General features: G+C 37.0%; 18 protein-coding genes, 2 tRNA genes and 1 pseudogene. All 21 read left to right on the plus strand.

What is annotated here, in order from left to right:
• Positions 1–15 precede the first annotated feature (15 nt).
• Positions 16–1011: a thiamine pyrophosphate-dependent dehydrogenase E1 component subunit alpha gene (locus MF646_RS03415; RefSeq protein WP_250095096.1), complete on the plus strand. Its 996-nt coding sequence runs from the start codon at positions 16–18 to the stop codon at positions 1009–1011.
• 15 nt (positions 1012–1026) lie between these two features.
• A complete protein-coding gene (locus MF646_RS03420) occupies positions 1027–2010 on the plus strand; it encodes an alpha-ketoacid dehydrogenase subunit beta (RefSeq protein WP_250095097.1) in 984 nt (327 codons plus the stop codon).
• Positions 2011–2028: 18 nt separating this feature from the next.
• The gene (locus tag MF646_RS03425) at positions 2029–3303 is read left to right on the plus strand and encodes a dihydrolipoamide acetyltransferase family protein (protein WP_250095098.1); all 1275 of its coding nucleotides are present in this window, start codon (positions 2029–2031) and stop codon (positions 3301–3303) included.
• A 799-nt stretch (positions 3304–4102) separates the two neighbouring features.
• On the plus strand, positions 4103–4582 hold the full coding sequence (locus MF646_RS03430) for a hypothetical protein (protein ID WP_250095099.1): 480 nt from the start codon (positions 4103–4105) through the stop codon (positions 4580–4582).
• Positions 4583–4719: 137 nt separating this feature from the next.
• Positions 4720–5937 (plus strand): metal ABC transporter solute-binding protein, Zn/Mn family, encoded by a 1218-nt coding sequence (locus tag MF646_RS03435; protein WP_250095100.1) that lies wholly within the window; start codon positions 4720–4722, stop codon positions 5935–5937.
• Positions 5938–6058: 121 nt separating this feature from the next.
• The gene (locus MF646_RS03440; protein ID WP_250095101.1) at positions 6059–6487 is read left to right on the plus strand and encodes a BrxA/BrxB family bacilliredoxin; all 429 of its coding nucleotides are present in this window, start codon (positions 6059–6061) and stop codon (positions 6485–6487) included.
• 281 nt (positions 6488–6768) lie between these two features.
• Positions 6769–7131, plus strand: a complete 363-nt coding sequence (locus tag MF646_RS03445; protein WP_250095102.1) for a hypothetical protein — start codon at positions 6769–6771, stop codon at positions 7129–7131.
• An 81-nt stretch (positions 7132–7212) separates the two neighbouring features.
• A tRNA-Arg gene (locus MF646_RS03450) sits at positions 7213–7287 on the plus strand.
• Positions 7288–7352: 65 nt separating this feature from the next.
• Positions 7353–7425 (plus strand) — tRNA-Val (locus tag MF646_RS03455).
• Between the two features lie 114 nt (positions 7426–7539).
• Positions 7540–7842 (plus strand): annotated as a pseudogene (locus tag MF646_RS03460) (alanine dehydrogenase); the annotation flags it as partial.
• Between the two features lie 344 nt (positions 7843–8186).
• Positions 8187–11006, plus strand: coding sequence for a pullulanase (locus MF646_RS03465; protein ID WP_250095103.1), 2820 nt, complete (start codon positions 8187–8189; stop codon positions 11004–11006).
• A gap of 322 nt (positions 11007–11328) precedes the next feature.
• Positions 11329–12630, plus strand: a complete 1302-nt coding sequence (locus MF646_RS03470) for a sugar ABC transporter substrate-binding protein (protein ID WP_250095104.1) — start codon at positions 11329–11331, stop codon at positions 12628–12630.
• Between the two features lie 64 nt (positions 12631–12694).
• A complete protein-coding gene (locus tag MF646_RS03475; RefSeq protein ID WP_250095105.1) occupies positions 12695–14143 on the plus strand; it encodes a carbohydrate ABC transporter permease in 1449 nt (482 codons plus the stop codon).
• The gene (locus tag MF646_RS03480) at positions 14143–14979 is read left to right on the plus strand and encodes a sugar ABC transporter permease (RefSeq protein WP_250095321.1); all 837 of its coding nucleotides are present in this window, start codon (positions 14143–14145) and stop codon (positions 14977–14979) included. The genes MF646_RS03475 and MF646_RS03480 overlap by 1 nt, the downstream gene beginning before the upstream one ends.
• A gap of 467 nt (positions 14980–15446) precedes the next feature.
• Positions 15447–17228, plus strand: coding sequence for a sensor histidine kinase (locus MF646_RS03485; RefSeq protein WP_250095106.1), 1782 nt, complete (start codon positions 15447–15449; stop codon positions 17226–17228).
• Between the two features lie 11 nt (positions 17229–17239).
• The gene (locus MF646_RS03490) at positions 17240–18775 is read left to right on the plus strand and encodes a response regulator transcription factor (protein WP_250095107.1); all 1536 of its coding nucleotides are present in this window, start codon (positions 17240–17242) and stop codon (positions 18773–18775) included.
• A gap of 21 nt (positions 18776–18796) precedes the next feature.
• A complete protein-coding gene (locus MF646_RS03495; RefSeq protein ID WP_250095322.1) occupies positions 18797–20053 on the plus strand; it encodes an extracellular solute-binding protein in 1257 nt (418 codons plus the stop codon).
• A 294-nt stretch (positions 20054–20347) separates the two neighbouring features.
• On the plus strand, positions 20348–22117 hold the full coding sequence (locus MF646_RS03500) for an alpha-glycosidase (protein ID WP_250095108.1): 1770 nt from the start codon (positions 20348–20350) through the stop codon (positions 22115–22117).
• 17 nt (positions 22118–22134) lie between these two features.
• The gene (locus tag MF646_RS03505; RefSeq protein WP_250095109.1) at positions 22135–22398 is read left to right on the plus strand and encodes a hypothetical protein; all 264 of its coding nucleotides are present in this window, start codon (positions 22135–22137) and stop codon (positions 22396–22398) included.
• 424 nt (positions 22399–22822) lie between these two features.
• Positions 22823–24610: a sensor histidine kinase gene (locus tag MF646_RS03510; RefSeq protein WP_250095110.1), complete on the plus strand. Its 1788-nt coding sequence runs from the start codon at positions 22823–22825 to the stop codon at positions 24608–24610.
• Positions 24585–26174 carry a response regulator transcription factor gene (locus tag MF646_RS03515; RefSeq protein ID WP_250095111.1) on the plus strand — a complete coding sequence of 530 codons (1590 nt, stop codon included), beginning with the start codon at positions 24585–24587 and terminating at the stop codon, positions 26172–26174. Before MF646_RS03510 ends, MF646_RS03515 begins: the two co-directional genes overlap by 26 nt.
• Positions 26175–26214: the final 40 nt, after the last annotated feature.

Here is a 26214-nt window from a genome sequence, read left to right on the forward strand (position 1 = left end):
GAGGGAGGAAGAAAGATGACTGAAAATCGACATCGTGCACTAGGTCTATCCGACGAAACGGTGCTTGAAATGTATAAAACGATGCTGCTGGCTCGAAAGATTGATGAGCGTATGTGGCTCTTAAATCGTGCAGGGAAAATTCCTTTTGTTATTTCATGTCAAGGACAAGAGGCAGCCCAAGTAGGAGCAGCATTTGCACTAGATAAAAGTAAGGATTATATTTTGCCTTATTATCGGGACATGGGAGTGGTCTTAACATTTGGGATGACCGCACGTGATCTTATGTTATCTGGATTTGCAAAAGCTGAGGATCCAAACTCAGGTGGAAGGCAAATGCCTGGGCATTTCGGACAAAAGAAAAACCGAATTGTGACAGGATCATCACCTGTAACGACTCAAGTTCCGCATGCAGTCGGAATTGCATTAGGAGGCAGGATGGAAGGAAAGGATTTTGTCACTTTCACAACTTTTGGAGAAGGCTCCTCAAACCAAGGGGATTTTCATGAAGGTGCGAATTTCGCTGGAGTCCATAAGCTCCCGGTTATTTTCATGTGTGAAAATAATAAATATGCGATCTCTGTACCGATTGAAAAGCAATTAGCGTGTAAAAATGTATCTGATCGTGCAATTGGATACGGGATGCCTGGAGTTACGGTTGATGGCAATGATCCTTTAGCAGTATATGAAGCAGTAAAAGCAGCTGCAGACCGTGCTAGAAATGGCGAAGGACCATCTCTCATTGAAACGGTATCGTACCGTTTAACTCCTCATTCAAGTGATGACGATGATCGGGCTTATCGCTCGCGTGAGGAAGTAGAAGAGGCAAAAAAATTAGATGCAATTTTTACATTTGCAGACTATTTAAAAGGCTCAGGAATTTTAACAGATGACATTTCGTCAAGAATTGAAAAAGAGATGGCTGATATTATCGATGAAGCTACAGATTATGCAGAGCAAGCACCTTATGCAGATCCAGAAAGTGCAATGTTATATACGTACGCAGAAGAATAGAAAGGGGGAAGAAAGATGGCTGTTATTTCATATATAGAAGCTGTAACACAAGCAATGAGAGAAGAGATGGAACGGGACGAAAAAGTATTTGTACTTGGTGAAGACGTTGGGGCAAGAGGCGGTGTTTTCCGAGCTACGAATGGTTTATATGAACAATTTGGTGAGCAGCGAGTTATTGATACGCCTCTAGCGGAATCGGCTATCGCTGGTGTCGGAATTGGGGCAGCAATGTATGGGATGAAGCCAATTGCGGAAATGCAGTTTGCTGATTTTATCATGCCAGCTGTGAACCAAATTATTTCGGAAGCAGCAAAAATTCGCTACCGCTCTAACAATGATTGGAGCTGCCCGATTACGATACGAGCTCCATATGGCGGCGGAGTTCATGGGGCTCTCTATCATTCGCAATCAGTTGAAGCAATCTTTGCAAGTGTACCAGGGTTAAAGATTGTGATGCCTTCCACGCCTTACGATGTAAAAGGCCTCCTCAAAGCAGCTATTCGCGATCCCGATCCGGTTTTATTCTTTGAGCATAAACGGGCATATCGATTAATAAAAGGGGAAGTACCTGACGATGATTACACCTTACCTATTGGTAAAGCTGATGTGAAGCGCGAAGGTGACGATATTACTGTCATTACGTATGGCTTATCCGTTCATTTTGCTTTGCAAGCAGCTGACCGTCTTGAAAAAGAAGGGATCGGGGCGCATATTCTCGATTTACGTACAGTGTATCCGTTAGATAAGGAAGCCATTATTGAGGCAGCGAGTAAAACTGGCAAAGTTCTACTCGTAACGGAGGATAATAAAGAAGGCAGCATTATGGGTGAAGTGGCAGCAATCATTGCTGAACATTGTTTATTTGATCTAGATGCACCGATTAAACGCCTGGCTGGACCAGATGTACCTGCGATGCCTTATGCACCAACAATGGAAAAGTATTTTATGATTAACCCAGAGAAGGTTGAAAAAGCGATGCGGGAGCTAGCTGAATTTTAATCGCTAGGAGGGAATCGAATGGCGACAGAAATGACGATGCCCCAATTAGGGGAAAGTGTTACAGAAGGCACAATTAGCAAATGGCTTGTGGAACCAGGTCAATATGTGAATAAATACGATCCAATTGCAGAAGTAATGACAGATAAAGTAAATGCTGAAGTACCATCTTCCTATTCAGGTACAATTAAAGAGCTTCGCGTACAAGAAGATGAAACGGTCGAAGTAGGAGTCGTTATATGTACGATTGAAGTGGAAGGAGAAAGTACTAGTGAGGCAGCAGCAGCGGTTAAAAAAGAAGAAACTACTCCAACGCCGCATGTTGAAACACCATCCGACCAGTCACAAAAGCGTCGTTACTCTCCAGCCGTGTTGCGTATGTCTCAAGAACATAATATTGATCTTGAACAAGTCACTGGCTCAGGTAAGGGTGGTCGAATAACACGTAAGGATATTCAACGTGTTATTGATGGTGGTGTAGAGCAAAAAGCAACTACTATTGCTGAACCTACTACTTCGGTTGCTAATAAACCAGAAAGTAATCCTGTAACACCGCAAGAGTCTACCGCTGTCCTTACATCACACGGAGACGTGGAAATTCCTGTGTCTGGTGTTAGAAAAGCAATTGCTGCTAATATGGTGAAAAGTAAGCATGAAGCACCGCATGCTTGGATGACGGTTGAAGTTGATGTGACGAAACTTGTTCAATATCGAAATCAAGTCAAAGAGGGCTTTAAAGAAAAAGAAGGCTTTAATTTAACGTTCCTGCCATTCTTTATTAAAGCGACTGTTGAAGCATTAAAAGAATTTCCACAGTTGAATTCGATGTGGGCTGGTGAAAAGATTATCCAAAAGAAAGATATCAATATCTCACTTGCGGTTGCCACCGACGATGCATTATTTGTCCCTGTTATTAAACATGCAGATGAGAAAACGATCAAAGGACTTGGACGTGAAGTTCATGAGTTAGCTGGTAAAGTACGTTCAGGAAAACTCAGTGGAGCGGATATGCAAGGTGGTACATTCACAGTGAATAACACCGGCTCCTTTGGTTCGATCCTCTCAACACCGATCATTAATCATCCACAAGCCGCTATCCTTTCAATCGAGTCAATTGTGAAGCGACCAGTTGTCATCGAAAGTGACGCAGGCGACATGATTGCGATCCGCAGTATGGTTAATCTCTGTCTTTCACTTGACCATCGCGTGTTAGATGGACTTGTTTGTGGACGTTTCTTAGCAAGAGTAAAAGAAATACTTGAAAATATGACGGCTGAGACAACATCTATTTATTAAAGAGAATGTTCCAAAAGGCGTTTTTCCTTTTGGAACATTCTCGAAGCGATGAGCGGAGCCGCCGTAATGTTTTAAGCCTTTTGAGTGAACTTCTCAAAAGGCGCACGGCGAGAGGAGCCATCGCCGCATGTTCGCGCTATTTAAGGGAAGGAAGCCTAAGTCCTTTGAAAAACTAGGAGCATAGGCAAAGCCGCCGTAATGTTTTAAGCCTTTTGAGTGAACTTCTCAAAAGGCGCACGGCGAGAGGAGCCATCGCCGCATGTTCGCGCTATTTAAGGGAAGGAAGCCTAAGTCCTTTGAAAAACTAGGTGCATAGGCAAAGCCGCCGTAATGTTTTAAGCCTTTTAGGAGTGGGTTTCTCCTAAAAGGCGCACGGCGAGAGAAGCCATCGCCAGATGTTCGCTATTTAAAGGAAGGAAGCATAAGTCCTTTAAAAAACTAGGTGCATAGGCAAAGCCGCCGTAATGTTTTAAGCCTTTTAGGAGTGGGTTTCTCCTAAAAGGCGCACGGCGAGAGAAGCCATCGCCAGATGTTCGCGCTATTAAGGGAATAGTGTGTAACCCTATTTGAAAAACTACGAGCATAAATAAGACCACCGTGATGTTTTTTAGTCTATCTAAGTGGTTTTCTTAAATGGGCGCACGGCGAGAGGAGCCATCGCCGCATGTTGGCACTTTTTTGTTTATATGATTATCAAAGCTGTTAAGAGAAATTTATCTTAACAGCTTTTTAATGTTTTACATGAAATAGGGGAACCTGGTTATTCTAAAAGTAACAGAAAGGAAAGGGTGACCAATTCATGAAACGTTTTCACCAGTTGTTTATTCTTGCGCAAATTGTCTTGCTAGCGTCTATTGCTGTTACATCATTGGCACCTGTTCAAGCAGAAGTACCAAATGAAGAGCCAGAGCAGGAATGCCGCGGGCATGAACAACAAGAAATTAATAAGGAGTTAAAAGTTCATCTCGATTTTTACTATGAGTTGCTAGCAGAAAAATACGCTCCAAACGAAATAGAAAAGTGGAAAGAAATCCGCTCTGAGCGAGATTTGCTTCAGAAGAAGTTAAAGGAAGCTAAGCAAAAAGGTGAACTGGAGAACGGCGGGGCTATTGATAATGAATGGATTGAACAGCATAAAGAAATCACTGATGCTTTTAATGCAGCAATCGAGAAGCGAGATGAAGAACAACTTCGTAAATTACTTCCACAGCTTTTTGACCATTATAAAAAATTAAATGATGTATATAAGAAACGTTTAGATGTAGTTAACAGAACATAATGCTAAAAGGCTTATCTTCAACATAGATTTGGTTGAAAATAAGCCTTTTTGTTTAGGATTTTATATTTACAAATCGTAAAGCTTACGATATAATTTGTAACTGTGATTAAACGTAATCGTTACGAAAGGGGATTGTTATGAAGAAACTATCAAGCTTGTTTGCTTCAATTCTTATTGCTTCATCTTTTCTAGCAGCATGTGGCGGCGGAAACGAGCAAGCAGAAGAGCAAGAGCAACCAGCAACAGAAGAACCAAATGAAGAAGTAGAGGCGTTGGAATTATTTACCACTATTTTTCCTTTAGAAGATTTTGCTACTAAAATCGGAGGAGAATTTGTAAATGTGACAAATATCGTTCCTGTCGGTGCAGATGCACACACATTTGAACCAACAGCTCGTGAGATGATCAGTGTAGCTGAAGGTGATGCATTCATTTACAATGGTGCAGGTTTAGAAGGATTTGTCGATGCATTAATTGAAACTCTCGAAGGTGAAGAGGTTGCGATCGTAAAAGCTTCAGAAGGAATAGATTTCATCGATTATGATCACGACCATAGTCAAGATCATGACCACGATCATGCACATGATGACCACGGACATGAAGATGACCATGACCACGATCACGCACATGATGACCATGCACATGAAGAGGAAGATGAGCACGATCACGATCACGCACATGATGATCATGCACATGAAGATGACCATGACCACGATCACGCACACGATGACCATGCGCATGAAGAGGAAGATGATCACGGCCATGAACATGACGATCATGCACATGAAGAGGATGACCACGACCATGGACATGATGATCACGCACACGATCATGACGAGGATCCGCATGTATGGTTAGATCCAATTTTATCTATTACGCTTGCGGAAAACATTAAAAATGCACTTGTTGAATTAATGCCTGAACAAGAAGAAGTATTTAATGCAAACTTTGAAGAAGTGAAGGCTGAGCTAGAAGCAATTGATGCAGAGTTCCAAGCTATGGTTGAAGCAGCAGAAAAAGATACGTTCCTAGTTTCACATGCTGGCTATGGATATTGGGAAGAGCGTTATGGTGTTAAGCAAATTGGAATTGCTGGTATTTCACCAACAAATGAACCATCACAACGTCAATTGCAAGACATTATTGAATTGGCAAATGAGTACGGACTACAATATGTTCTGTTTGAACAAAACATACCTACTAAAGTAGCTGAAGTTGTGAAAGACGAAGTAGGTGCGGAGGCTCTTTACCTTCATAACTTAGAAGCGCTTATTGAAGAAGACGTTGAAAATGATGAAGACTATTTCAGTCTTATGAGAAGAAATATTGAAGTTTTAGAAACAGCACTTCAATAAAAGCAACGAGGAAGATCAGGTAATATGCTGATCTTTCTCTTTTTTAGGTGCAAAAGAATTGGTTTTATTAATCGAAAGGGTTACAATAAAAGTAACATATGTTTAAGAGGTGAAGAGTACAATGCAATTTAATTTCTATATGAATGATGTAGTTAAAATTGCTCGCCAAGAAATGGTCGAGGCAGGTTATGAGCAATTACAGACACCTGAAGAGGTGGATGAAGTATTAAAGAAAGAAGGAACGACTCTCGTAATGATTAATTCTGTTTGTGGGTGTGCTGGTGGAATTGCCCGCCCAGCTGCAGCGTATATGAAAAATTACGAAACAAAGCCAGATCGCTTCGTTACAGTATTTGCTGGTCAAGACAAAGAGGCGACAGCAAGAGCAAGAGAATATTTCACTGGCTACGCTCCATCTTCACCTTCATTTGCACTATTAAAAGACGGTGAAATTAAAACAATGGTAGAACGCTTTGAAATTGAAGGACATGAACCAATTCAAGTCGTTCAAAAGCTTGAGAAAGCATTCGACGACTATTGTAAGGAATAAAAACCACTTACCTTGGAAAGAGCTTACAGGTAGAGTCCTATAAGCTCTTTCCTTATGTATGATGATTTATAAGAAACGAAAAATAATTTATGCTATAATGACTTATATAGTGCGTTTAAAAAGACGGCAATGGCTACACACGCTACACGCCTCTAGGAGAACCCTACTCCTAGAGGATTAAAACCTTGTAGCGGTTCCGCTCATTGCTTAGATTCTGTACTAAGGGAAAAATCACCCCTTTTGTACAGAATCATATAAGTTAAATAAGGAGAGTGCAATAAATGCAAGCTTTGTATGATCAAATTCAAGTGTACTTAAATATGGACGAAGAAATCTCTTTTAAAGAGTTCAGTGGATTTTACCGTAAAGTTCTAGCAGAATTAGGTGAAGTTCACGAGTCATTAGATGAAGAAATGGTTTGGAAAAGCTTATTCATCGTTGAGAACGTCATGTCTAACGCAGAAGGCCGTGCTAAGCAAGGTAAAGGGTCTGAATCAAAAAAATATGCCAAAATGGCTCAACGCTTAGAGTTATGGGCAAAAAACCTTGCTGCACGTTTAGGTGAGGCTGGCTATACAGAAGAAGACATTAGCGAGCGTTTCAACAAAATGCTTGAAGAAGGTACGCCTGCAGAATCGAAATAATAAGGAAATAACTCAAGAGGGAGTTTACCTTGACAATAAGTCTCTCTTGAGTTATATTAGAATATGTCGCTTGCGATATGTGCGCCTATGGTGAAAGGGATATCATTCAAGATTCCGGTTCTTGCGTTGTAGGTTCGAGTCCTACTAGGCGCGCCAAAATAGTATTGACAACTTCCTAGTAATTAAGTATATTAATAGATGTCGATATAAATTTCAAACTTGATCCGTTAGCTCAGCTGGGAGAGCGCCACCTTGACAGGGTGGAGGTCACTGGTTCGAACCCAGTACGGGTCATTCATAAGAAAGTCAGAATACACGTTTTCTCATTTTGCTGAGAGGCGTGTTTTTTTGTCTGAAAAAGAGAGAAGTGGCCTGTGTTCACATTTTGATTTTCGTTTTTTGTTAAAAGTTGACCGTATTACAACTCATGATAATCCAATATATGAAAAACACGAAGTTGTACATTATGCCGTAGCAAACATGCCTGGAGCAGTTCCTAGAACATCAACAATCGCTTTAACGAATGTTACAGTTCCTTACGCTTTACAGATTGCAAATAAAGGTGTATCCCAAGCCATTTCCGATAACCATTCTCTGAAATCTGGATTAAACGTAGCAATTGGTGAAATTACGTACGAAGCTGTCGGTAAAGATCTTGAATATGAATTTATTTCACCTGATAAAGTAATTGAAAAGGTGCCTACAGCGTAGTAGAATTAGATGACCTTCAACGTTGGGTTGTAAAAGACAAGTAATGACACGCCTTCTCAGGTTTTGAGGAGGCGTTTTTGGTGTCGCATTATAATGAATTCTTTATTGAGTATTTTCTTCTTCATGTTAAAAAATAGACTAAGTGTCTTATATTTCTAAAGGAAATAATAAAAACCACCATTCAAGAAAAGTTGATAATTATAGATAATTAAATTGTAATAAATGACACATCAACCGTAAAGAAAACGGTTTCATTCGAAGCTATTTCTCGTAGATAATAAACGTGTACAAAAAATAAGGGGGGATGAATAGTAAAAAGGTAAAAAGATAAAGGAGATGATTATATGAAAAAATCATTATTAGTAGTACTAGTTTTCCTAATAACATTGTCATTAGGAAGTTTTTTATTTAATCAAGCCGGGACAGCTGAACAATCAGGAGCATACCATTTAGAATCTAATGATATTCCCGAAAATACGCTCAGAATTCACTATCAAAGAGAGGATAATAACTTTACGGATCTTGGTCTTTGGTTATGGAACGATGTAGCTGTACCTTCTGATAATTGGCCATCAGGTAGTACATCTTTTAAAGAAGACCAAATGACGAACTATGGTGCCTACCTGGATATAGAATTAAAGGAGAATGCTAAAAAAGTAGGGTTCCTTGTATTAAATACGACTACTGGAGACAAAGATGGGGGCGACAAAGTACTTGATCTCTCCTCTTTAGACATGAATGAAGTCTGGATTAAAGAAGATGATGACACGGTTTATACTTCTGCAGATGGAGAAGTTTCGACTAGAATCATTTCAGGAAAAGTGGTATCAGACACTAAAATTCAATTAGATTTTACTAATATAGGAGAATTAACAGAATTCGATTTGGTAGAGGCTATTAAGATCTCGGATAAAGATGGTAATGAAGTAGAATTTACAAGTATAACAATTAAAGATAGTAAAACGATTGAGATTAAGGGGGATTTCGACTTACCTCAGGCACCTTTTACTGTAGCTTACAAAGAGCAAACCATTACGGCTGTACTAGAATGGAAATTGATTGATGAATTGTACGCTTACGATGGTGATTTGGGTGCAGAATTACATGACGATGGAACAGCGACGTTAAAATTATGGTCACCTATGGCTGAAAATGTATCAGTCATTTTGTACGATAAGGATGATCAGTTTGTTGTTGTGAGAGATGATATAGAGATGACAAAAGGTGACCGTGGAGTTTGGGAAGTCATACTTACTAAAGAAAATACAGGTGTGGAGAATGTAGAAGGTTATTTCTATCATTATGAAATAGATCATGATGGAGATAATAAATTAGCACTAGACCCCTATGCTAAATCTATGGCAACGTGGGATAACTTTGGAGAGTATTCAATTGGGAAAGCAGCGATTATTGATCCTTCTACGATTGGACCTGATCTAGAGTTTGCGGAAATTGAAGGGTTTGAAAAGAGAGAAGATGCGATTATTTATGAAGTACATGTAAGAGACTTCACATCTGACCCTAGTATTGAAGGTGAGCTAAGTGCACAATTTGGAACATTTGCAGCTTTCGTTGATAAACTAGATTACATTGAAGATTTAGGTGTAACTCACGTTCAGCTTTTACCAGTGATGAGTTATTTCTGGGGAAGTGAATGGAAAAGTGATGAAAGAATGTTAGATTATGCTTCTACTGCAACGAATTATAACTGGGGTTATGATCCACATAGTTACTTTTCTCCAACTGGTATGTATTCAGAAAACCCAGATGATCCAAAGTTAAGAATTAAAGAGTTAAAGATGTTGATCGATGAAATTCACAGCCGAGGTATGGGAGTGATCCTTGATGTAGTTTACAATCATACAGCTAGAGTTGAGATTTTTGAAGATCTTGTTCCAAACTATTATCACTTTATGGATGCTGATGGTACTCCTAGAACAAGTTTTGGTGGGGGGCGTTTAGGGACGACTCATGAAATGGCAAGAAGAATTCTTGTTGATTCTATTACTTACTGGGTTGACGAGTTTAAAGTAGATGGGTTTCGCTTTGATATGATGGGAGACCATGATGCAGAAAGTATTCAAACTGCCTATGACAAAGCAAAAGAACTGAATCCGAATATCGTTATGATCGGAGAGGGCTGGAGAACATTTGTAGGGGATGAAGGCGACAATGTTATGCCAGCAGATCAAGACTGGATGCAACATACAGAAAGTGTTGGGGTTTTCTCTGATGAGTTTAGGAACGAATTGAAGTCTGGCTTTGGAAGTGAAGGAGAACCAAGATTTATTACTGGAGGAGCAAGGAATATAGAGCAAATTTTTGACAATATAAAGGCTCAGCCACATAACTTTGTTGCAAGTGATCCAGGTGACGTTGTTCCATATATCGAAGCTCATGATAATCTAACGCTCCATGACGTCATTGCTCAATCTATTAAGAAGGATCCAGAATTTCATCAAGAAGAAATCCACAAACGAATCAGACTCGGAAATGCAATGGTTTTAACTGCTCAAGGAAAGGCCTTTATTCATGCAGGTCAAGAGTTTGGACGAACGAAGCAGTTCAGAGCTGAAACGTCTGAGCCACCATATAAGTCTACTTATATGGAAGATGAGGATGGAAATCCGTTTACGTATCCATACTTTATCCACGATTCTTATGACTCATCAGACGCTATTAATATGTTTAATTGGGATCAAGCTACGAGTGAAGATTTGTTTCCTATTAATAACCTTACAAGGGAATATACAACAGGCCTGATTGCTTTAAGAAGATCAACAGATGCCTTTAGATTAGGAACAACAGAATTGATAGATTCCAATGTAACTCTAGTAGATGCTCCAGAAATAAAGGAACAAGATTTAGTAATAGGCTATCGAAATGAAGCAACAGATGGAACAGCTTATTATGTGTTTGTTAATGCAGATACGAAAGAAAGATCATTAACAATTGGTGAAAATCTAATTAGAGGCACTGTTCTAGTAGATAGTGATGAAGCCGGAATAGAAGAGGTTTCAGAAAGGTCAGGCTTTAAACTAACTGGCCGTAGTATAACGATCGATCCTTTGACAACAGTGGTCATAAAGATGAACAGTGTGAATGGAAAGGATAACAAAAGTAATAATGGGAAAAAAGTAAATCAGAAGAGTACGGGGAAGTAGAGAAGAAGAAGTTCTTATACTAGACTTAGGTGAGGGCGTTACGGCCGTGATCGCCAGCAAATTAAAAAGTCATGACCTATCTAAGGATGCAGGTCATGACTTTTTATAGTGTGTAAAGTTCATTAACATATATGATTGTTTAGAGAAATGGTGTCTTGTGTTTTTAATTTGAAGAATATAAGCCACCACTAAAGACGGTTGGTAAATTGAGGTGAAATATTTTGTAATAAAAGACACAACAACAGTAATGAAAGCGGTTTCTTAAATGTTGTTTCTGATAGAAAATAAGCATGTACTTAATAAATAAGGGGGATTAGTAAAGATGAAAATCAAAAGAATTATTAACGTATTAGCAACAGGTGTTTTATCAGTCGGAATTCTTGCTGCTTGTTCCGCTCCGCCACAAAGTGCACCACCAGTAAGTAGTCCAGCAGAGGGAGATGGAGATAACGAAGTCGTTGAATACGAAATCACTCCTGAAGAAGGAGCGGAACTGCTTGTATGGGACAATGGTGATACACATCGAGAGTGGGCTGAATATGTTGCTGAGAAATTTACTGAAGAATATGGTGTTCCTGTAACAGTAGAAGAAGTAGGACATACTGATGCACCGGGGGTTTTACAAACGGATGGACCAGCTGGACTTGGAGCCGATGTATTTGCAGGTGCTCATGACCATGCAGGAAACATGGACGCTGCAGGTCTTATTATTGAAAATTTCTTTCCTGAGTATTATGAAGAGAATTTCATGGAAGCAGCTGTTCTAGGAACATCAGTAGATGATACATTGTACGGTTACCCTTATGCAATCGAAACATATGCACTTTATTACAATAAAGATCTTGTAGATGAAGTACCCGAAACTTTTGAAGAACTTTTAAAATTATCGAAAGATTTTACGAATGTAAGAACAGATCACTATGGTATCATGTTTGAACCTGGGAACTATTACTTTACTCATACATTTTTAGGTGGATATGGAGGCTACGTTTTTGGTGAAGACAACACTGATCCATCGGTCACTGGATTAAATAACGAAGGTGCGGTTCGTTCTGGGGAATTTCTGCGTGAAATAAGAGAAGTAAGTTTGCCGCTTAATACGGAGGACATTACAGGAGATGTAATCGGAACTCTTTTCAATGAAAATCAAGTTATGTTCCGTATATCTGGCCCATGGGACATAAATGCACATACCGACGCGGAAGTGAACTTTGGTGTTGCCCCACTGCCACTATTAAGTAATGGCGAGAATCCAACGAGTTTCTCAGGTGTAAAAGGCTATTTTGTAAGCGCGTATACAGAATACCCTGAAGCAGCTGCTCTTTATGCACAATTTGCAACTAGTGAAGAAATGCTTGAAAAACGTTTTGAAATGACTGGTGAATTACCGCCTCATTTAGCATTACTTGAAAGTGATGTCATTTTAGACGATCCAATTTTATCGGCTTTCTTAGAACAAGCTCAATATGCACAACCAATGCCAAATATTCCTGAAATGCAAATCGTATGGGGACCAATGGGTGATGCATTTATAAGCATTTGGAATACGGACCGTGATGTTCAAGACATTTTAGATAGTGCAGTAGAACAAATAAGTGAATCAATTGATGTGTTAAATAACTAGTGAATGAAATTCCCAAGTTCGGGATCTCCAACTTGGGAATTATTTATAGAGGAGGCTGAAACTAATGGCAGGATTGCCGGCTCCAAAATTAAACCGAAATGAACAGGAACCAGAATTAAACCGAATTGGATTGGAAAAAAATACAAACCCAAATGAACAGAAGCCAATAAAAAGTGTATTTAAAACGAAGGCATTTATTGCTTCTTTTTTATCATTGCTCTTTATGGGATTGGGGCAATTTTACAATCGGCAAATTGGAAAAGGTCTCTTTTTCTCCGTTTTATGGCTTTATATTATCATTTTTTATGCACAACCTTTTCAGTGGGCGATGTGGGGACTTAGAACACTAGGAGAAACCCCACAAATTCGTGAACGAGGCAGAGTTGTATTTGAAGGGCATCATTCCATTTTCCTAATGATTGAAGGAATCATTGCTTTATTGATTGCCCTCGTTATTTTATGTATCTATGTTATCAGTGTACGTGATGCCTATAAAGTTGGGAAAGAACGAGACAAAGGAGTTAAACCGTGTACTTTAAAACAATCGCTTCAAAATAGTTGGGAGCATGGATTTGCCTATATTCTATTAACCCCAACCGTTATTTTTACGTTATTTTTAACAATATTGCCTTTAGTCTTTTCTGTCATGATTGCTTTTACAAATTACTCAGGCCCAAACTATTTACCGCCGCGGAATTTAGTCGATTGGGTGGGTTTTCAGACCTTTATTGATCTCTTTAATAGGAACTCATGGAGTAGAACATTTTACGGTGTATTCATGTGGACCATTGTCTGGGCAGTACTAACAACCTTCACCACATTTTTTGTAGGTTTTTTCTACGCGGTTTTGATCGAGTCAAAAGGGGTGAAATTCAAGAAGTTTTGGCGTGGAATCTTTATTTTACCGTGGGCGATTCCTGCGTTTGTTATGATTTTAATCATGCGTAATATCTTTAATGGACAATTCGGACCAATTAATAAATATATTAATAATTTGGTTGATCAATATCCAATATTAGCTGAATGGGGACTAAGTGCGATACCTTTTTTCACCGATCCAACATGGGCGAAAATCATGTTAGTTGTTGTAAACATGTGGTTTGGATTCCCGTTTTGGATGATTTTAATGGCTGGAGTTATGACAGGAATTGATAAAGAACAATATGAAGCAGCTGAAATTGATGGTGCTAGCGCTTGGCAAAAATTTCGTAATATTACGTTTCCAATAGTCATGTTTTCAACTTCACCATTATTAATTATGAGTTTTGCAGGAAACTTTAATAACTTTAATATGATTTACCTCTTCACGGAGGGACGTCCAACAAATCCTGACTATAGTTATGCAGGGTCGACAGATATTTTAATTAGTTGGATTTATAAAATGACCTTTGATCATAATCAATTTGCAATGGCATCTGCTGTTGGTTTGTTAATTTTTATCGTAGTGGCAATTTTCTCTGTATGGAACTTCAGTAAAACAAGAGCATTTAAAGAAGAGGATATGATGCGATGATGAGTAAAAAAATCAAGAATTTAATCCGGATGTTTGTCATATATGGTGTGTTGGTGGTAACAAGTATCATGATTTTATATCCTGTTTACTTTGTCATTATCGGTTCCTTAAATCCAGGGAATACACTTTTCGCCACAAGCTTACTTCCTGACAACTTATCACTTCGACACTATATTTATTTATTTAATGAAACCGATTATCTACGCTGGTATATGAACACATTGAAAATCTCGTTTTGGAATATGTTGATTTCTACCTTTTTAGTGTTAACTGCAGCTTACGCTTTTTCACGCTTTCGTTTTCCTGGTAGACGAGCAGGGTTAATGGCTATTTTGGTTCTGCAAATGTTTCCAAGCTTTATGGCGATGATTGCGATCTATATTTTGCTTCTACAAATGAATCTATTAGATAACCATTGGGGATTAATTTTAGTCTATGCTGGTGGGTCAATCCCTTTTGGAGCTTGGCTTGTAAAAGGATATTTCGATGGAATGTCCAGAAGCTTAGAAGAAGCTGCCAAAATAGATGGAGCCGGTCATTTAACGATCTTTTTTAGAATTATGATGCCTTTATCGCTGCCAATTATGGTCTTTATTGCGGTAATGAACTTTATTGGACCATGGATGGACTTTATATTAGCGAGGCTTGTGCTTAGGTCGGATGCTAATAAAACGTTAGCTGTTGGTTTGTTTGAAATGGTACAAGGTCTTGGTAACACTGAATTTACAACCTTTGCAGCAGGAGCAGTCCTTGTTGCCGTTCCAATTACCATTCTATTTATGGTACTTCAAAAACCACTAACAGAAGGGTTAAGGGCAGGAGCAAATAAAGGATAAGTTTCAATGGAAAAAGATAAAACTCCACGCGCGACCGTCTAATGAGACTAACACTCAAAGGGCGGTTTTATAAATTATATTAGAATTGTCTTTATGGGTTTTATCGGTTAATTATTCACGTGAAGTAAAAAATTAAAATCTTAAATATATCCCCCTGAATAAATAAGGTGATTCCCCTAGATTAAAGGAAATAGCCTTTAAAAAGTGTCTTATCTTCATTAATATAAGACACTTTTTTTTAAATGATTAGAAGTTTAAGGTTAATCGATTGTAATAAAAGACACCACCCTCTTAATGAAAACGACTTCCTGATCGGTATTTGATCTATATAATTAGAGTGTACAAAAACGATTATTATTTTCGATAAATTCTGAAATATGTAAAGCAGTATATATACCTAACCTTGCTTGATTCATGTGTGAAAGTTATGATGATACCAAGAAATAGAGTAAATAAGGGACTAATTAATGATAAACAATAAAAACATGACTAAAAATCGATTCGCTACAAAGGTTGTTTTTGTAATATTAATAGTGACTTTAATCCCCACCTTGTTTAATAGCATTTTCTTTTATGTATCTTCGTCAAACATCATTAAAGAAAATGTAAGAGAGTCTTCAATTCAGACCACTCGCCAAGCAGCAGATTCCTTGTCTAATGTTCTGACAGCTGGTAGTGACATGTCGAATCTTATCTATAGTAATAAGAGGCTTCAGGAGATTGTTAAAGCGGATCTGGATACGGAACTTTCCGAACATGAACGTCACCAAAATAATGAAATGATGAATTCTTTCTTAAATGCACATATACAATCAAACTCTCATGTACAGATGATTTATATTTTAAGGGAAGAAGGCACAAGTTGGGTAAGTAGATTTTTCCATTGGGAAAAATTTCATCAGGCTAACTTAAGAGAGTTGGAATGGGTGATTGGTTCAATTAAACGAGATGGTGAACTGTATTGGGAAGGCCTTCAGTTTGAGTGGTTTAGTGGTTTAGAAGAGAGCACGGAATTGGTTTTGCCGATAAGTCGTGTAATGAAAGACTTTGATAAATTGAATAATATTGCCTATATTCAAGTGTTTCTTGATGGAGAGGCAGTACTTGATACGATTAACGAGATTAAATTAGGAAAAACTGGGCGTTTCTTTGTTGTTGACCAACAAGGCAATATTATGATTGATTCAAATATTGAAAAGATCAACGAAACAATCTCGAATGAGCAGTTATATGATCGAGTCATATTTGGAGAAGAAATAGAATTTGAGTATGTAGAAGGTGGGCTTAATTACTATGGAGTAAAACAACCACTCGCAAACGGCTGGACGATTGTAGGAGTCGTTCCTATTGAAGAAATTACAGGTCAATTACTTACGATTCAAACGATCGTGATTCTATCTTCTATTACGTTTGGTATAGTAGCTATATTAATTGGTTTGTTTTTTGCAAATCGGGTAACAAAGCCTATCAAAGTACTCACAAATCAAATGAAGCTTGTCGGTGAAGGGGACTTTAATGTTCGGACAAACGTACAAACATCTGATGAAATTGGGATGATGTCGATGGAGTTTAATCGGATGTTAGAAAAGCTAGAGCATCTTATGGAATTAGTGAAAAGTGAACAAGTTCAAAAGAAGGAAGCGGAGTTACGTGTAGTTAAGCACCGAATCAATCCACATTTTTTATTTAATACGCTCAGTACAATAAGGTGGCTTGTGAACTTTAAACAGTTTGATCGTGCAAATATGGCTTTATCCGCATTAACGAGGTTACTTGAAGCAAATATGGGAAAGAAAGGAACATTTGTTACAGTCAAAGAAGAGATAGAGATTATTGAAAAGTTTATTGACATTATGCAAATTCGTTATGAGCAAATCTTTCAATTGCAATTGGATGTTGAATTGGAAGTAAATGATTTTTTAATTCCACAAATGTTGTTGCAACCTATTGTTGAAAATGCCATTTTTCATGGGATCGTACCAACTGGAAAGGAAGGGATAATCAAATTATCAGGACGAAAGATAGTTGATGGAGTCAAAATAGTTATTTCTGATAATGGCATAGGAATGGACAAGGAAAAATTAAGCAAAATTCAAGAAGCCACCTACACTCCGAATACGTCTGTAGGCATCGGTTTTCTTCATGTTTTTGAATCAATTAAACTTTATTATGCATCGGATTCAAGTGTGAAAATTGATTGTAGCACAAATGGAACAACGGTTACATTGATCATTAAGCTAAAAAGATAGAGGTGAGAATCATGTATAACGTTATGATCGTTGATGATGAGCCTGTCATCCGTTTTGGTTTAAAGGCTTCTGTAGATTGGGAGAAAGAAGGATTATTCTTTCTAGGAGCATACCCAAATGGGGAGGAGGCCTTTGAAATCATGAAGGAAAATCATGTTGATATTTTAATTACAGATATTAAAATGCCGGTGATGGATGGGTTGACTTTAATGAGGAAAGCGGTAGGCCTTTATCCGAAAATAAAAGTCATTTTAGTAAGCAGCTTTAATGAGTTTGAATATGTCAAAGAGGGAATAAAATACGGAGCGGTTGATTATGTTTTAAAACCTACACTCGAGCAAGAGGAGTTTGTTCAATTAATAGAAAAGTGTGTAAAACTCTTGAAGGAAGAAACGTATATTGAGAAAAAGTTAACCCTTGTTGATCAGTCTACCTCTTTACTTGAAAGAAAAAAGGTTGAACAAAATTTAAAGCGTATCCTTCTAAATGAAAAAGATTTTTCTGACTACGGAGAAATCAATTATTTAAATTCTGGTTCCATTCTTGTTATATATATGAAAATGAACGATATAGCTAAGATTGAAGAGCAATGTGGAGTATTATTTAAAAGCTTCACACTTGAAGAGATTCAAGAGCGTTTTTACAATCAGTATGAAGAAGGCGTTTGCTTAATAATTGGAGAGGTAGATATACTATTTTTCGTGAATATAGATCTTGATCCTGTAAGAGTACTTCACCAATTACAAGAAGTAGTGATGCAAGAGTCAAATGTACGGTTTTCATTTGGTTATGATATGATTTCAAGTGTATATGAAGCTAAAGAAGGATTTAGGCGAAGCTTTTTAGCTTGTGAAAGGCGGTTTTTTTATCCTGAAGAAGCTGTATTTTCTTATAAAGAGCTAAAGGAATCTTCAATTAAACGTTCCATAGCTGATGAAATGAAACAGTTTGTTATCCCCGTTGATAAGGAAAAGGTAGTTACGTTTATTGAAGAACGTTATTACCAATGGAAGCAGGAAGAATTTCAAGCAGCAGTAATTAGAAAGGAAGCAAGTGATATATTATCTAGCTTATTTGGAAATAAGTTAGATCTCTCATTACTAATTGCTAAATGTCATGAGCTGCAACAAACTGAAACGCTTGACGATTTATATATTTCGCTAATTGAAAATATTGATGAATGTATTCAGCTCATCTCGGAACAAAAGCGAAAGCCAAGTAGCGATAATGAGCTGATGGAACGCGCAATAAGTTATATACATCAGCACTATACCGAAGAACTAACGCTTCAAAAGGTGGCTGATCATATTCATATAAGTAGAAATTATTTTAGTATCTTGTTTAAACAATATAGTGATCAAAAATTTATAGATTATGTCATTAACCTTCGAATTAATAAGGCAAGTGAGTTGTTATTGAACACTACACTTAAGGTATACGAAGTGGCACAACAATCTGGATTTAAAGATGTTAAATATTTCAGCAAATTGTTTAAAAGAATGACAGGTCATTCACCAATTGACTATCGGCTAAAGCAAGAGAAATAGGAGGTGAGGGTTGTGGGGCTTATGAAAAAAAATGTTCTTTGCTTGCTTGTTGTATTGCTCCTACTTACAGGGTGTGGCAATCAAACTATTATTGGAGATAGTAGCCCCGCATTAAATACTGAACATGAAAAAGAAGTGATTGTTTATTGGCATACATATAATGAAAAGGAGACCTATATTCTTGAAAATAGCGTCATTCCTTTATTTGAACAGGAATATCCAAGTATTAAAGTGAAGTCAGTAAGACAACATTATAATAATACTTTGATTTCGGAGATGATTTCCAGAGCATCTACGAATAGAGCGCCTGATATTATTAGGCTAAACATCGCTTGGACTCCGGAATTTGCACAGCTTGATCTTTTACATCCCCTAAGTGATTTTGAAGAATTTGATGATCTAAAAGACCAATTTGATGAGCGACTAATGCAATCAAGCTATTATAATGGGAATTATTACGGTATTCCTTTAAATATTTACACTAAGGCTTCGATCTATAACCAGGATTTACTTGGAAGTTCAGGTGACGCTAATCCACCCGTAACAATGGATGAGCTAATAAATGTAGTTGAAAAAAACCAGTATGTTATTGGAATCAGTAACTTTTCAATATGGGCAACGTTACATTATTTTTATGGCTTCGGTGGGATGCTAACCGATCCAACTTATTCACAAGCTACAGGATATTTAGACAGTGAGAAAAGTATAGCTGCTGTTAATAAACTTTTATCATTTTATCAAAAAGGTCGCTTAGTAACATCTGGGGGCTTATGGCAAGGTATTTTAGACGGTAACTTTTTTATGATTGATGAGGGACCTTGGTTTTATAGTAGTTTTTCTGAAGAGCAGATTCAATCGATGAATCAAAAGACTGTGGCTGCTCCATTTCCCATTTATGAAAGTAATAGAGCTGTATTAGGTGGAGAAAATATCGTTATTTCAAAAGCGGCAAAAGATAAAGAAGCAGCATGGACCTTTGCTAAATGGATGACTAATATAGAAGCACAGACATATATGGCACAAGCAGGACTAAAGCCAACGAATAAAAAGGTCGAACTCTCAGAGTTATATGATCATTTACCACATTATCAACCATATGTAGATAGTCTTGATGATGCTCTTTTCCTACCTTATATTCCTAAATGGTGGGAGGTTGATGAAATTTATAGTAAATACTTAGAGCTGATCTTTTCTGGAAGTGTCAGTGTAGAGGAAGGTTTAACGAAGGCTGCACAAGAGATTGACCTGGTGCTTGCTAGAGAGAGAATAGAAAGGTGAATCTATAGTTTTTAAAACCTGTTGAGACACAGGTTTTTTTATAAGTGAATTACTTATACATTGCTTGAATTTTGTTTATTTTTTTTCTAACGGAAGTGTCATATTTATCTATTAGAAAGTGAAAGAAAACACCCTTTTGATATCCTTTAATAATCACGGGCAGAAATCAAAATAAAAGACACCTGCGCCTGTATGTAAACGGTTTCGGATGGTTCGATTTCGTTAGATAATGGGAGAATCAATTAGCCTTTAATCTAGTTACAATAACTTAAAAATGAATGGTGGTTGGTGTACATGTTAAAAGAAGCAATTTATCACAGACCGAAAAATAATTTTGCTTATGCCTATGATAGCGAAACCCTTCATATTCGTTTGAAAGTAAAAAAAGGGGACATAACAAAAGCTTACTTGATTTTTGGTGACCCTTATCAGTGGGAAAAGGGAGAATGGATAAATAGTACAAAACCAATGGTATTGGAAGGAACGGATGAACTGTTTGATTATTGGTTTGTAGAGGTGCAACCTGAGTACCGACGTTTACGTTATGGCTTTGAACTTTACTCGCAATATGAGAGGGTTATTTACGGTGAGATGGGATTCAAAGAAAAGGATCCTAAAACGACTAACTTTTATTTTTGCTTTCCATTTTTAAATGAAGTGGATGTATTTAAAGCTCCAGACTGGGTGAAGGAGACAATATGGTATCAGATTTTCCCTGAAAGGTTTGCAAATGGTAATCCAGATTTAAACCCTGAAGGAACATTGGCATGGGGAAGTGCAGAGCCAAAGGTAGATAGTTTTTTTGGTGGAGATTTTGAAGGCATTATTAAAAACATTGTTTACTTAAAGGACTTGGGGATTAATGGGATATATTTTACCCCAATATTTAAGGCGAAATCTAACCATAAATATGACACAATTGATTATTTTGAGATTGATCCTCAATTTGGGGACAAAGAAACATTTAAAAGGTTAGTAGAAGTATGCCACGAAAACGGGATACGAGTGATGCTTGATGCTGTTTTTAATCATAGCGGGTTTTACTTTGAAGCGTTCCAAGATGTGTTAAAAAATCAGGAACAATCACAATACAAAGATTGGTTTCATTTAAGAGAGTTTCCGGTGAAGCCTTTACCAGAACCAAATTATGATACCTTTGCGTTTACTCATGCCATGCCGAAATTGAATACGGAACATCCAGAAGTAAAAGAATATTTGCTTCAGGTTGGCCGTTATTGGATTGAAGAATTTGATATTGATGGCTGGCGTCTAGATGTTGCAAATGAAGTAGACCATCAATTCTGGAGAGAGTTTCGACAAGTAGTTAAGTCAATTAAGCCAGATGCTTATATACTTGGGGAAATCTGGCATGATTCGATGCCTTGGTTACAAGGAGACCAATTCGATGCAGTCATGAATTATCCTTTTACACAAGCTACTTTAGATTTCTTTGCAAAAGATGAAATAAATGCTGAGCAATTTGGTCAACAATTAACAAAGGTACTCAGTAATTATCCGAAAAATGTTAATGAGGTAGCCTTTAATTTATTAGGTAGTCATGATACTCCAAGAATATTAACGATCTGTAAGGAAAACAAAGAAAAATTAAAGTTGCTCTTTTTATTTCAGCTTTCTTTTATTGGTACTCCTTGTATTTATTATGGAGATGAAGTTGGTATAACTGGTGAAAATGATCCTGGTTGCCGTAAATGCATGGATTGGAATGAAGAAGAACAGGATTTAGGATTACTTGAGTTTGTAAAAAAAGTCATTGCTTTAAGAAGAGAACACGCAGTTTTAGGCAATAATGGGGAGTTTACAATACTTGAAACAAATGTGGAAACAAATCATGTAATTTACTCTAAAAAATCTGACGATGAAACGATCTTGATAGCTATAAATAATTCAAATAAAGACGTACAGATCAATCTACCTTGTGACTTTACAGATAAAAAAGGAATAGATCTATGGAGTAAAAAACAGATAAGAAGTTCCAAGGTAGAATTAGATCCATTTGGTTTTTCACTTATTCAAATTAAGGAACATAGACACATAATTCAGTAGTTGGTAGGTTGTTTCTAATGAACATCTGGATAGGAAAAATCAAAGGACATAATGCAGATGGGGAATATATTGGAACGTATCGAGCTGTCATTTCAAAAGAGGGTCATTTCCTGTTCAAAATGACCCTTCATTTTGATGGAACTAACAACTCTAGTAATAAGCCTTATAAAAAAGTAGAATTCATTAGTTCAAATGTTGATGTATTGAAGAGAAAGTTCAGGATGTCTTTGCCTACAAAAGAAAAAGAGAAAATACTTTGGATAAAGAAAAGTTTAAATTAATTTAGTCACTAGTTTTGATACGAGTAGAGATCATTATAACACAATGAGAAAAGTCCTTGGATAGAGGGCTTTTTTGTATTGGGTTAAAGAGTAGTATAGATAAGTGGATGGAAAGTTATATCGAAAAAATTTATCCTTTTAAATAATTAATGATTTTGAGCGTGGTTACTTTTCTGTTTTACATGAACACTGGCTCTCTAAAACTAATTAAGAACCACCTGCTAGCGGAGATTACTTTAAATTTCCAAGTGGTAAAATTGTGGGCGATATGCTAATGTTCTATACAAAGAATTTATAGGTAGGAAGACTTAATTTACTGATTGATCATTTAACACCGAATGAACTAGATTTATAGTGACGTATAAAATCTTAAGATAAAATGTAAGGGATTTCTTTTTTTATCTTATTGGGAAAGAAGGTTGAAATGTTTTTTACATTACGCAATCGTTTATTTCTTATTTTTACATGTTTGCTAACGATTCCATTTATTCTATTATCAATTATTATTCCAAGCTGGTTTACAACTATTATTAGAGATCAGGCACAAGATTTAACAATTGAAATGATGGATCAGTATTTGTTGTATGTTGACTCGATTACGACACAGGCCGAAGATTTAGGCAAGCAGGTGCTCATTAACGAAACGACTCAAGAGTGGTTAAGGCTTGAAAAAGAGAATAGTGCGGATGATGAGTCTTTGCTGGTGAAGAATGAACTAAGAAGATTGTTATCATCCATGATGGTGAACAATTCAAATTTTATGTCTATTTCGATACTTCTTTATGATGGTACTGGGATTTGGGGGAATAATCCAGACCTCGATGAGGAAGAGTGGTTCCAAGAATTTATTGAACATGAACAACAGTTTGCTAAGTCACATATTGACCAATTGCAGCCATATACAGGTGAAATAAACAGTTATATTTTGCCTCTCTTTGATACAAATACATTAGTTCCAAGCGGGGTTATCAAAGTTAATTTTCCATCTGACTTGCTAGAGATGGCTTTAAATAAAATTAAAATTGGACTAGAAGGTCGAGCCTATTTGATCGACCAAAAAGGGTCAAATGTTTTTGGAGGACAAGTCGATCTCCCTCATAATATTTTAAAACAAGGTTTGGCTGAAATAGAGAATGGTTATCAACAAAAAGGGTTAATCGAAGCGGACAATAATGGCGAAACTTACTTTATGTTTTTTCAAAAATTACCGGTAGGAGATTGGATTTTAATTAGTGAAGTGACTGAGTCTGACTTGTTTTCAAAAGTGAACAATTTGCAGCGCAACTTACTACTGACGAGTGTTGTTGTATTTATGCTAACAATTGTCGCTTCTTTTATGCTTTCTTCAACGATTACAAGACCACTTGGAAATTTGGCGAAAGCGATGGGATATATCGAACGTGGGGATTTTGCTGGGGCCAAACGCTTTATGCCGACAATAAAATCGCATAACGATGAAGTCGGTTATCTTATTAAAGTGTTCGATCGCACTATTGAACAATTAAAAAAGTTAATCGAAACAGAATACGAGACTAACCTGCGCCGGAAAGATGCTGAGTATAAAGCGTTATTACTGCAGATTAATCCACATTTTTTAAACAATACTCTAGAAATCATTGGGGGATTAGCCGTTCAAGGAAAAAATAGAGAGGTTATGAATGTCAGTGTTTATTTAGGCAGAATGATGAGGTATTCATTGAATACAAAAAGCAACGTCGTGAAGTTAGGTGAAGAAGTAAGTTATATTAAAAGTTACACAGACATCTTAAAGCTAAGATACGAGGATGCTATAAAAGTTGATATTGACGAGGACCTAGAAACAAAAAGATTCCCGATTATAAAATTTATTTTACAACCGCTCGTAGAAAATGCAGTGAAATATAGTTTTATTGAAAAATCGTCTGCACAAATCTATATAAAAACGGAAAAAGTTGGAAAAGACGTATACATTGTTGTTGAAGATAAAGGGATAGGAATGTCTGAGGAGGTTATTTCGAATTTAGCTAACGAAGAAATGGATGATGAAACGATGACTGTATTAGAGAGTAGGGGGAACAGTATTGGTCTTAAAAATGTAATTGGACGATTAAAGCTTTACTATGGAAAAGATTTTTCCTATCAAATAGAGTCTGAAAAGAATGTTGGGACACGCGTTACATTGTGTATTAATTTTAGGGGGGATATATGTGAGGAAGGTCATAATCACGGATGATGAGATTCAAGTTCGTAAAGGCTTACGGTTTAAAGTCGACTGGGAAGTAGAAGGCTTTGAAATTGTTGCCGAAGCTTCCAACGGTCAAGAAGCACTTGAATTACTAAAAAACATTGATGTGGATTTAATCATTACTGATATGAGAATGCCGATTATGGACGGAGTTGAATTAGCTAAACGATGTTACGAACAATATCCACATGTAAAGCTGATTGTTTTATCGGGATATTCTGATTTTGACTATGTACGCGGCTCAATGAAGGAAGGAGTTAGAGACTATTTATTAAAACCCGTTGCCCCTGATGAGTTAGAAGAAGCATTAAGAAGAATACGGAAAGAAATTGAGGAAGAGAAGAAAAGTCAAATTGAATCAGATCGGATGCGTCAGCTTGTCCATTCTCATCTTCAGCAAGTACAAGAACAATATTTTCTTCAATTAGTAAAAGGAGAATGGTTGCAACTTGGGATGGTGAAAGAGAGGCTTCTGCAGCTGCAGTTAGAGGAACTGGCAGATGAAAATGTAACAGTGCAGTTTGCAACGGTAGAAATTAGAGAATCGGAGGATAATCCGAATCGATTAAAGGAATTATGGCTTCCTTTTCAAATGTTATGTAAGGAAATAGCGAAAGAACATGAAGGAACGTACTCGTTTTACGATCCAAGTTATACGAATATGGTTCAATTCTTGCAGCTGCTCGATTCAAAAACTCCAGAGCAGACACCAAACTTAGTAAAGTCCATTCAAGAAAAGGTCAAGAAATACTTAAACTTAGAAACGGTCATAGGAATTGGAAATGTTGTAAAAGGTCTTGAAGAATTTAGAAATGGGTATATCTCTAGCTTGCTTTCTTGGAGTCAAAGTCAACTTGGCGGTCAATCACAAGTTATCGATGAGACGGCAGCGAGAGAGGCAGTTTTTGATTTTTCTCCTGATTTTGAACGAAAGTTAACAAATGCTATTGAAAATGTTGATATCGAGATGTTTAAAGAAAATCTTAACAATGTCCTTGGGGGAGCAAAGGCGCAATCTGTTTTATCTTTTACCTTTGTAGCCAACCGAGTACTCTTTCTATTAGGTTCATTGGTGAAGAAATACGATACCGAGACGAAAGATATCCAAAACACGATTTGGAATTGCCAACAAAGTATTTGGGAGCTAAATTCTCAAAATAGAGTAATCGAGTTTCTAATCCAATTAGCACAGTTAATTGTTGAAAAAGTACGATTAGCTCGTTTTTCAAACAGCAAATTAATTGAAAGTATACGACACTATTTGGACGAGCATTATGCTAATGAGATTTCGCTTACTTCATTATCTAAATTATTTCATATAAATAGTGCTTATTTATCAGAAACGTTTAAACATCAAGTTGGACAAAACTTTAGTGATTATCTCGTTCATTTACGAATGGAAAAAGCGAAGCACTTTCTTAAAGATCAACAGCTTAAAATCATTGATGTGGCTAATTTAGTTGGTTTTTCGAATTCAGGCTACTTTAGTACCGTTTTTAAAAAACATTTTGGGCAAACACCTGTGGAATTTCGTAAATCCGAATTGTCATAAATTGAATGCTTAAGGAAGGAAAATGAAAGGGGGAAACCAG

The organism is Halalkalibacter alkaliphilus (genome assembly GCF_023555415.1).
GTDB classification, from domain to species: domain Bacteria; phylum Bacillota; class Bacilli; order Bacillales; family Bacillaceae_D; genus Halalkalibacter; species Halalkalibacter alkaliphilus.

Bases quoted from the DNA above. Each gene is read 5' to 3' on its own strand.
- MF646_RS03415 (WP_250095096.1), top strand. From the start codon at position 16: ATGACTGAAAATCGACATCGTGCACTAGGTCTATCCGACGAAACGGTG.
- MF646_RS03425 (WP_250095098.1), top strand. From the start codon at position 2,029: ATGGCGACAGAAATGACGATGCCCCAATTAGGGGAAAGTGTTACAGAA.
- MF646_RS03470 (WP_250095104.1), top strand. From the start codon at position 11,329: ATGAAAATCAAAAGAATTATTAACGTATTAGCAACAGGTGTTTTATCA.
- MF646_RS03490 (WP_250095107.1), top strand. From the start codon at position 17,240: ATGTATAACGTTATGATCGTTGATGATGAGCCTGTCATCCGTTTTGGT.
- MF646_RS03445 (WP_250095102.1), top strand. From the start codon at position 6,769: ATGCAAGCTTTGTATGATCAAATTCAAGTGTACTTAAATATGGACGAA.
- MF646_RS03480 (WP_250095321.1), top strand. From the start codon at position 14,143: ATGAGTAAAAAAATCAAGAATTTAATCCGGATGTTTGTCATATATGGT.
- MF646_RS03430 (WP_250095099.1), top strand. From the start codon at position 4,103: ATGAAACGTTTTCACCAGTTGTTTATTCTTGCGCAAATTGTCTTGCTA.
- MF646_RS03435 (WP_250095100.1), top strand. From the start codon at position 4,720: ATGAAGAAACTATCAAGCTTGTTTGCTTCAATTCTTATTGCTTCATCT.
- MF646_RS03475 (WP_250095105.1), top strand. From the start codon at position 12,695: ATGGCAGGATTGCCGGCTCCAAAATTAAACCGAAATGAACAGGAACCA.
- MF646_RS03420 (WP_250095097.1), top strand. From the start codon at position 1,027: ATGGCTGTTATTTCATATATAGAAGCTGTAACACAAGCAATGAGAGAA.
- MF646_RS03500 (WP_250095108.1), top strand. From the start codon at position 20,348: ATGTTAAAAGAAGCAATTTATCACAGACCGAAAAATAATTTTGCTTAT.
- MF646_RS03465 (WP_250095103.1), top strand. From the start codon at position 8,187: ATGAAAAAATCATTATTAGTAGTACTAGTTTTCCTAATAACATTGTCA.
- MF646_RS03505 (WP_250095109.1), top strand. From the start codon at position 22,135: ATGAACATCTGGATAGGAAAAATCAAAGGACATAATGCAGATGGGGAA.
- MF646_RS03495 (WP_250095322.1), top strand. From the start codon at position 18,797: ATGAAAAAAAATGTTCTTTGCTTGCTTGTTGTATTGCTCCTACTTACA.
- MF646_RS03510 (WP_250095110.1), top strand. From the start codon at position 22,823: ATGTTTTTTACATTACGCAATCGTTTATTTCTTATTTTTACATGTTTG.
- MF646_RS03485 (WP_250095106.1), top strand. From the start codon at position 15,447: ATGATAAACAATAAAAACATGACTAAAAATCGATTCGCTACAAAGGTT.
- MF646_RS03440 (WP_250095101.1), top strand. From the start codon at position 6,059: ATGCAATTTAATTTCTATATGAATGATGTAGTTAAAATTGCTCGCCAA.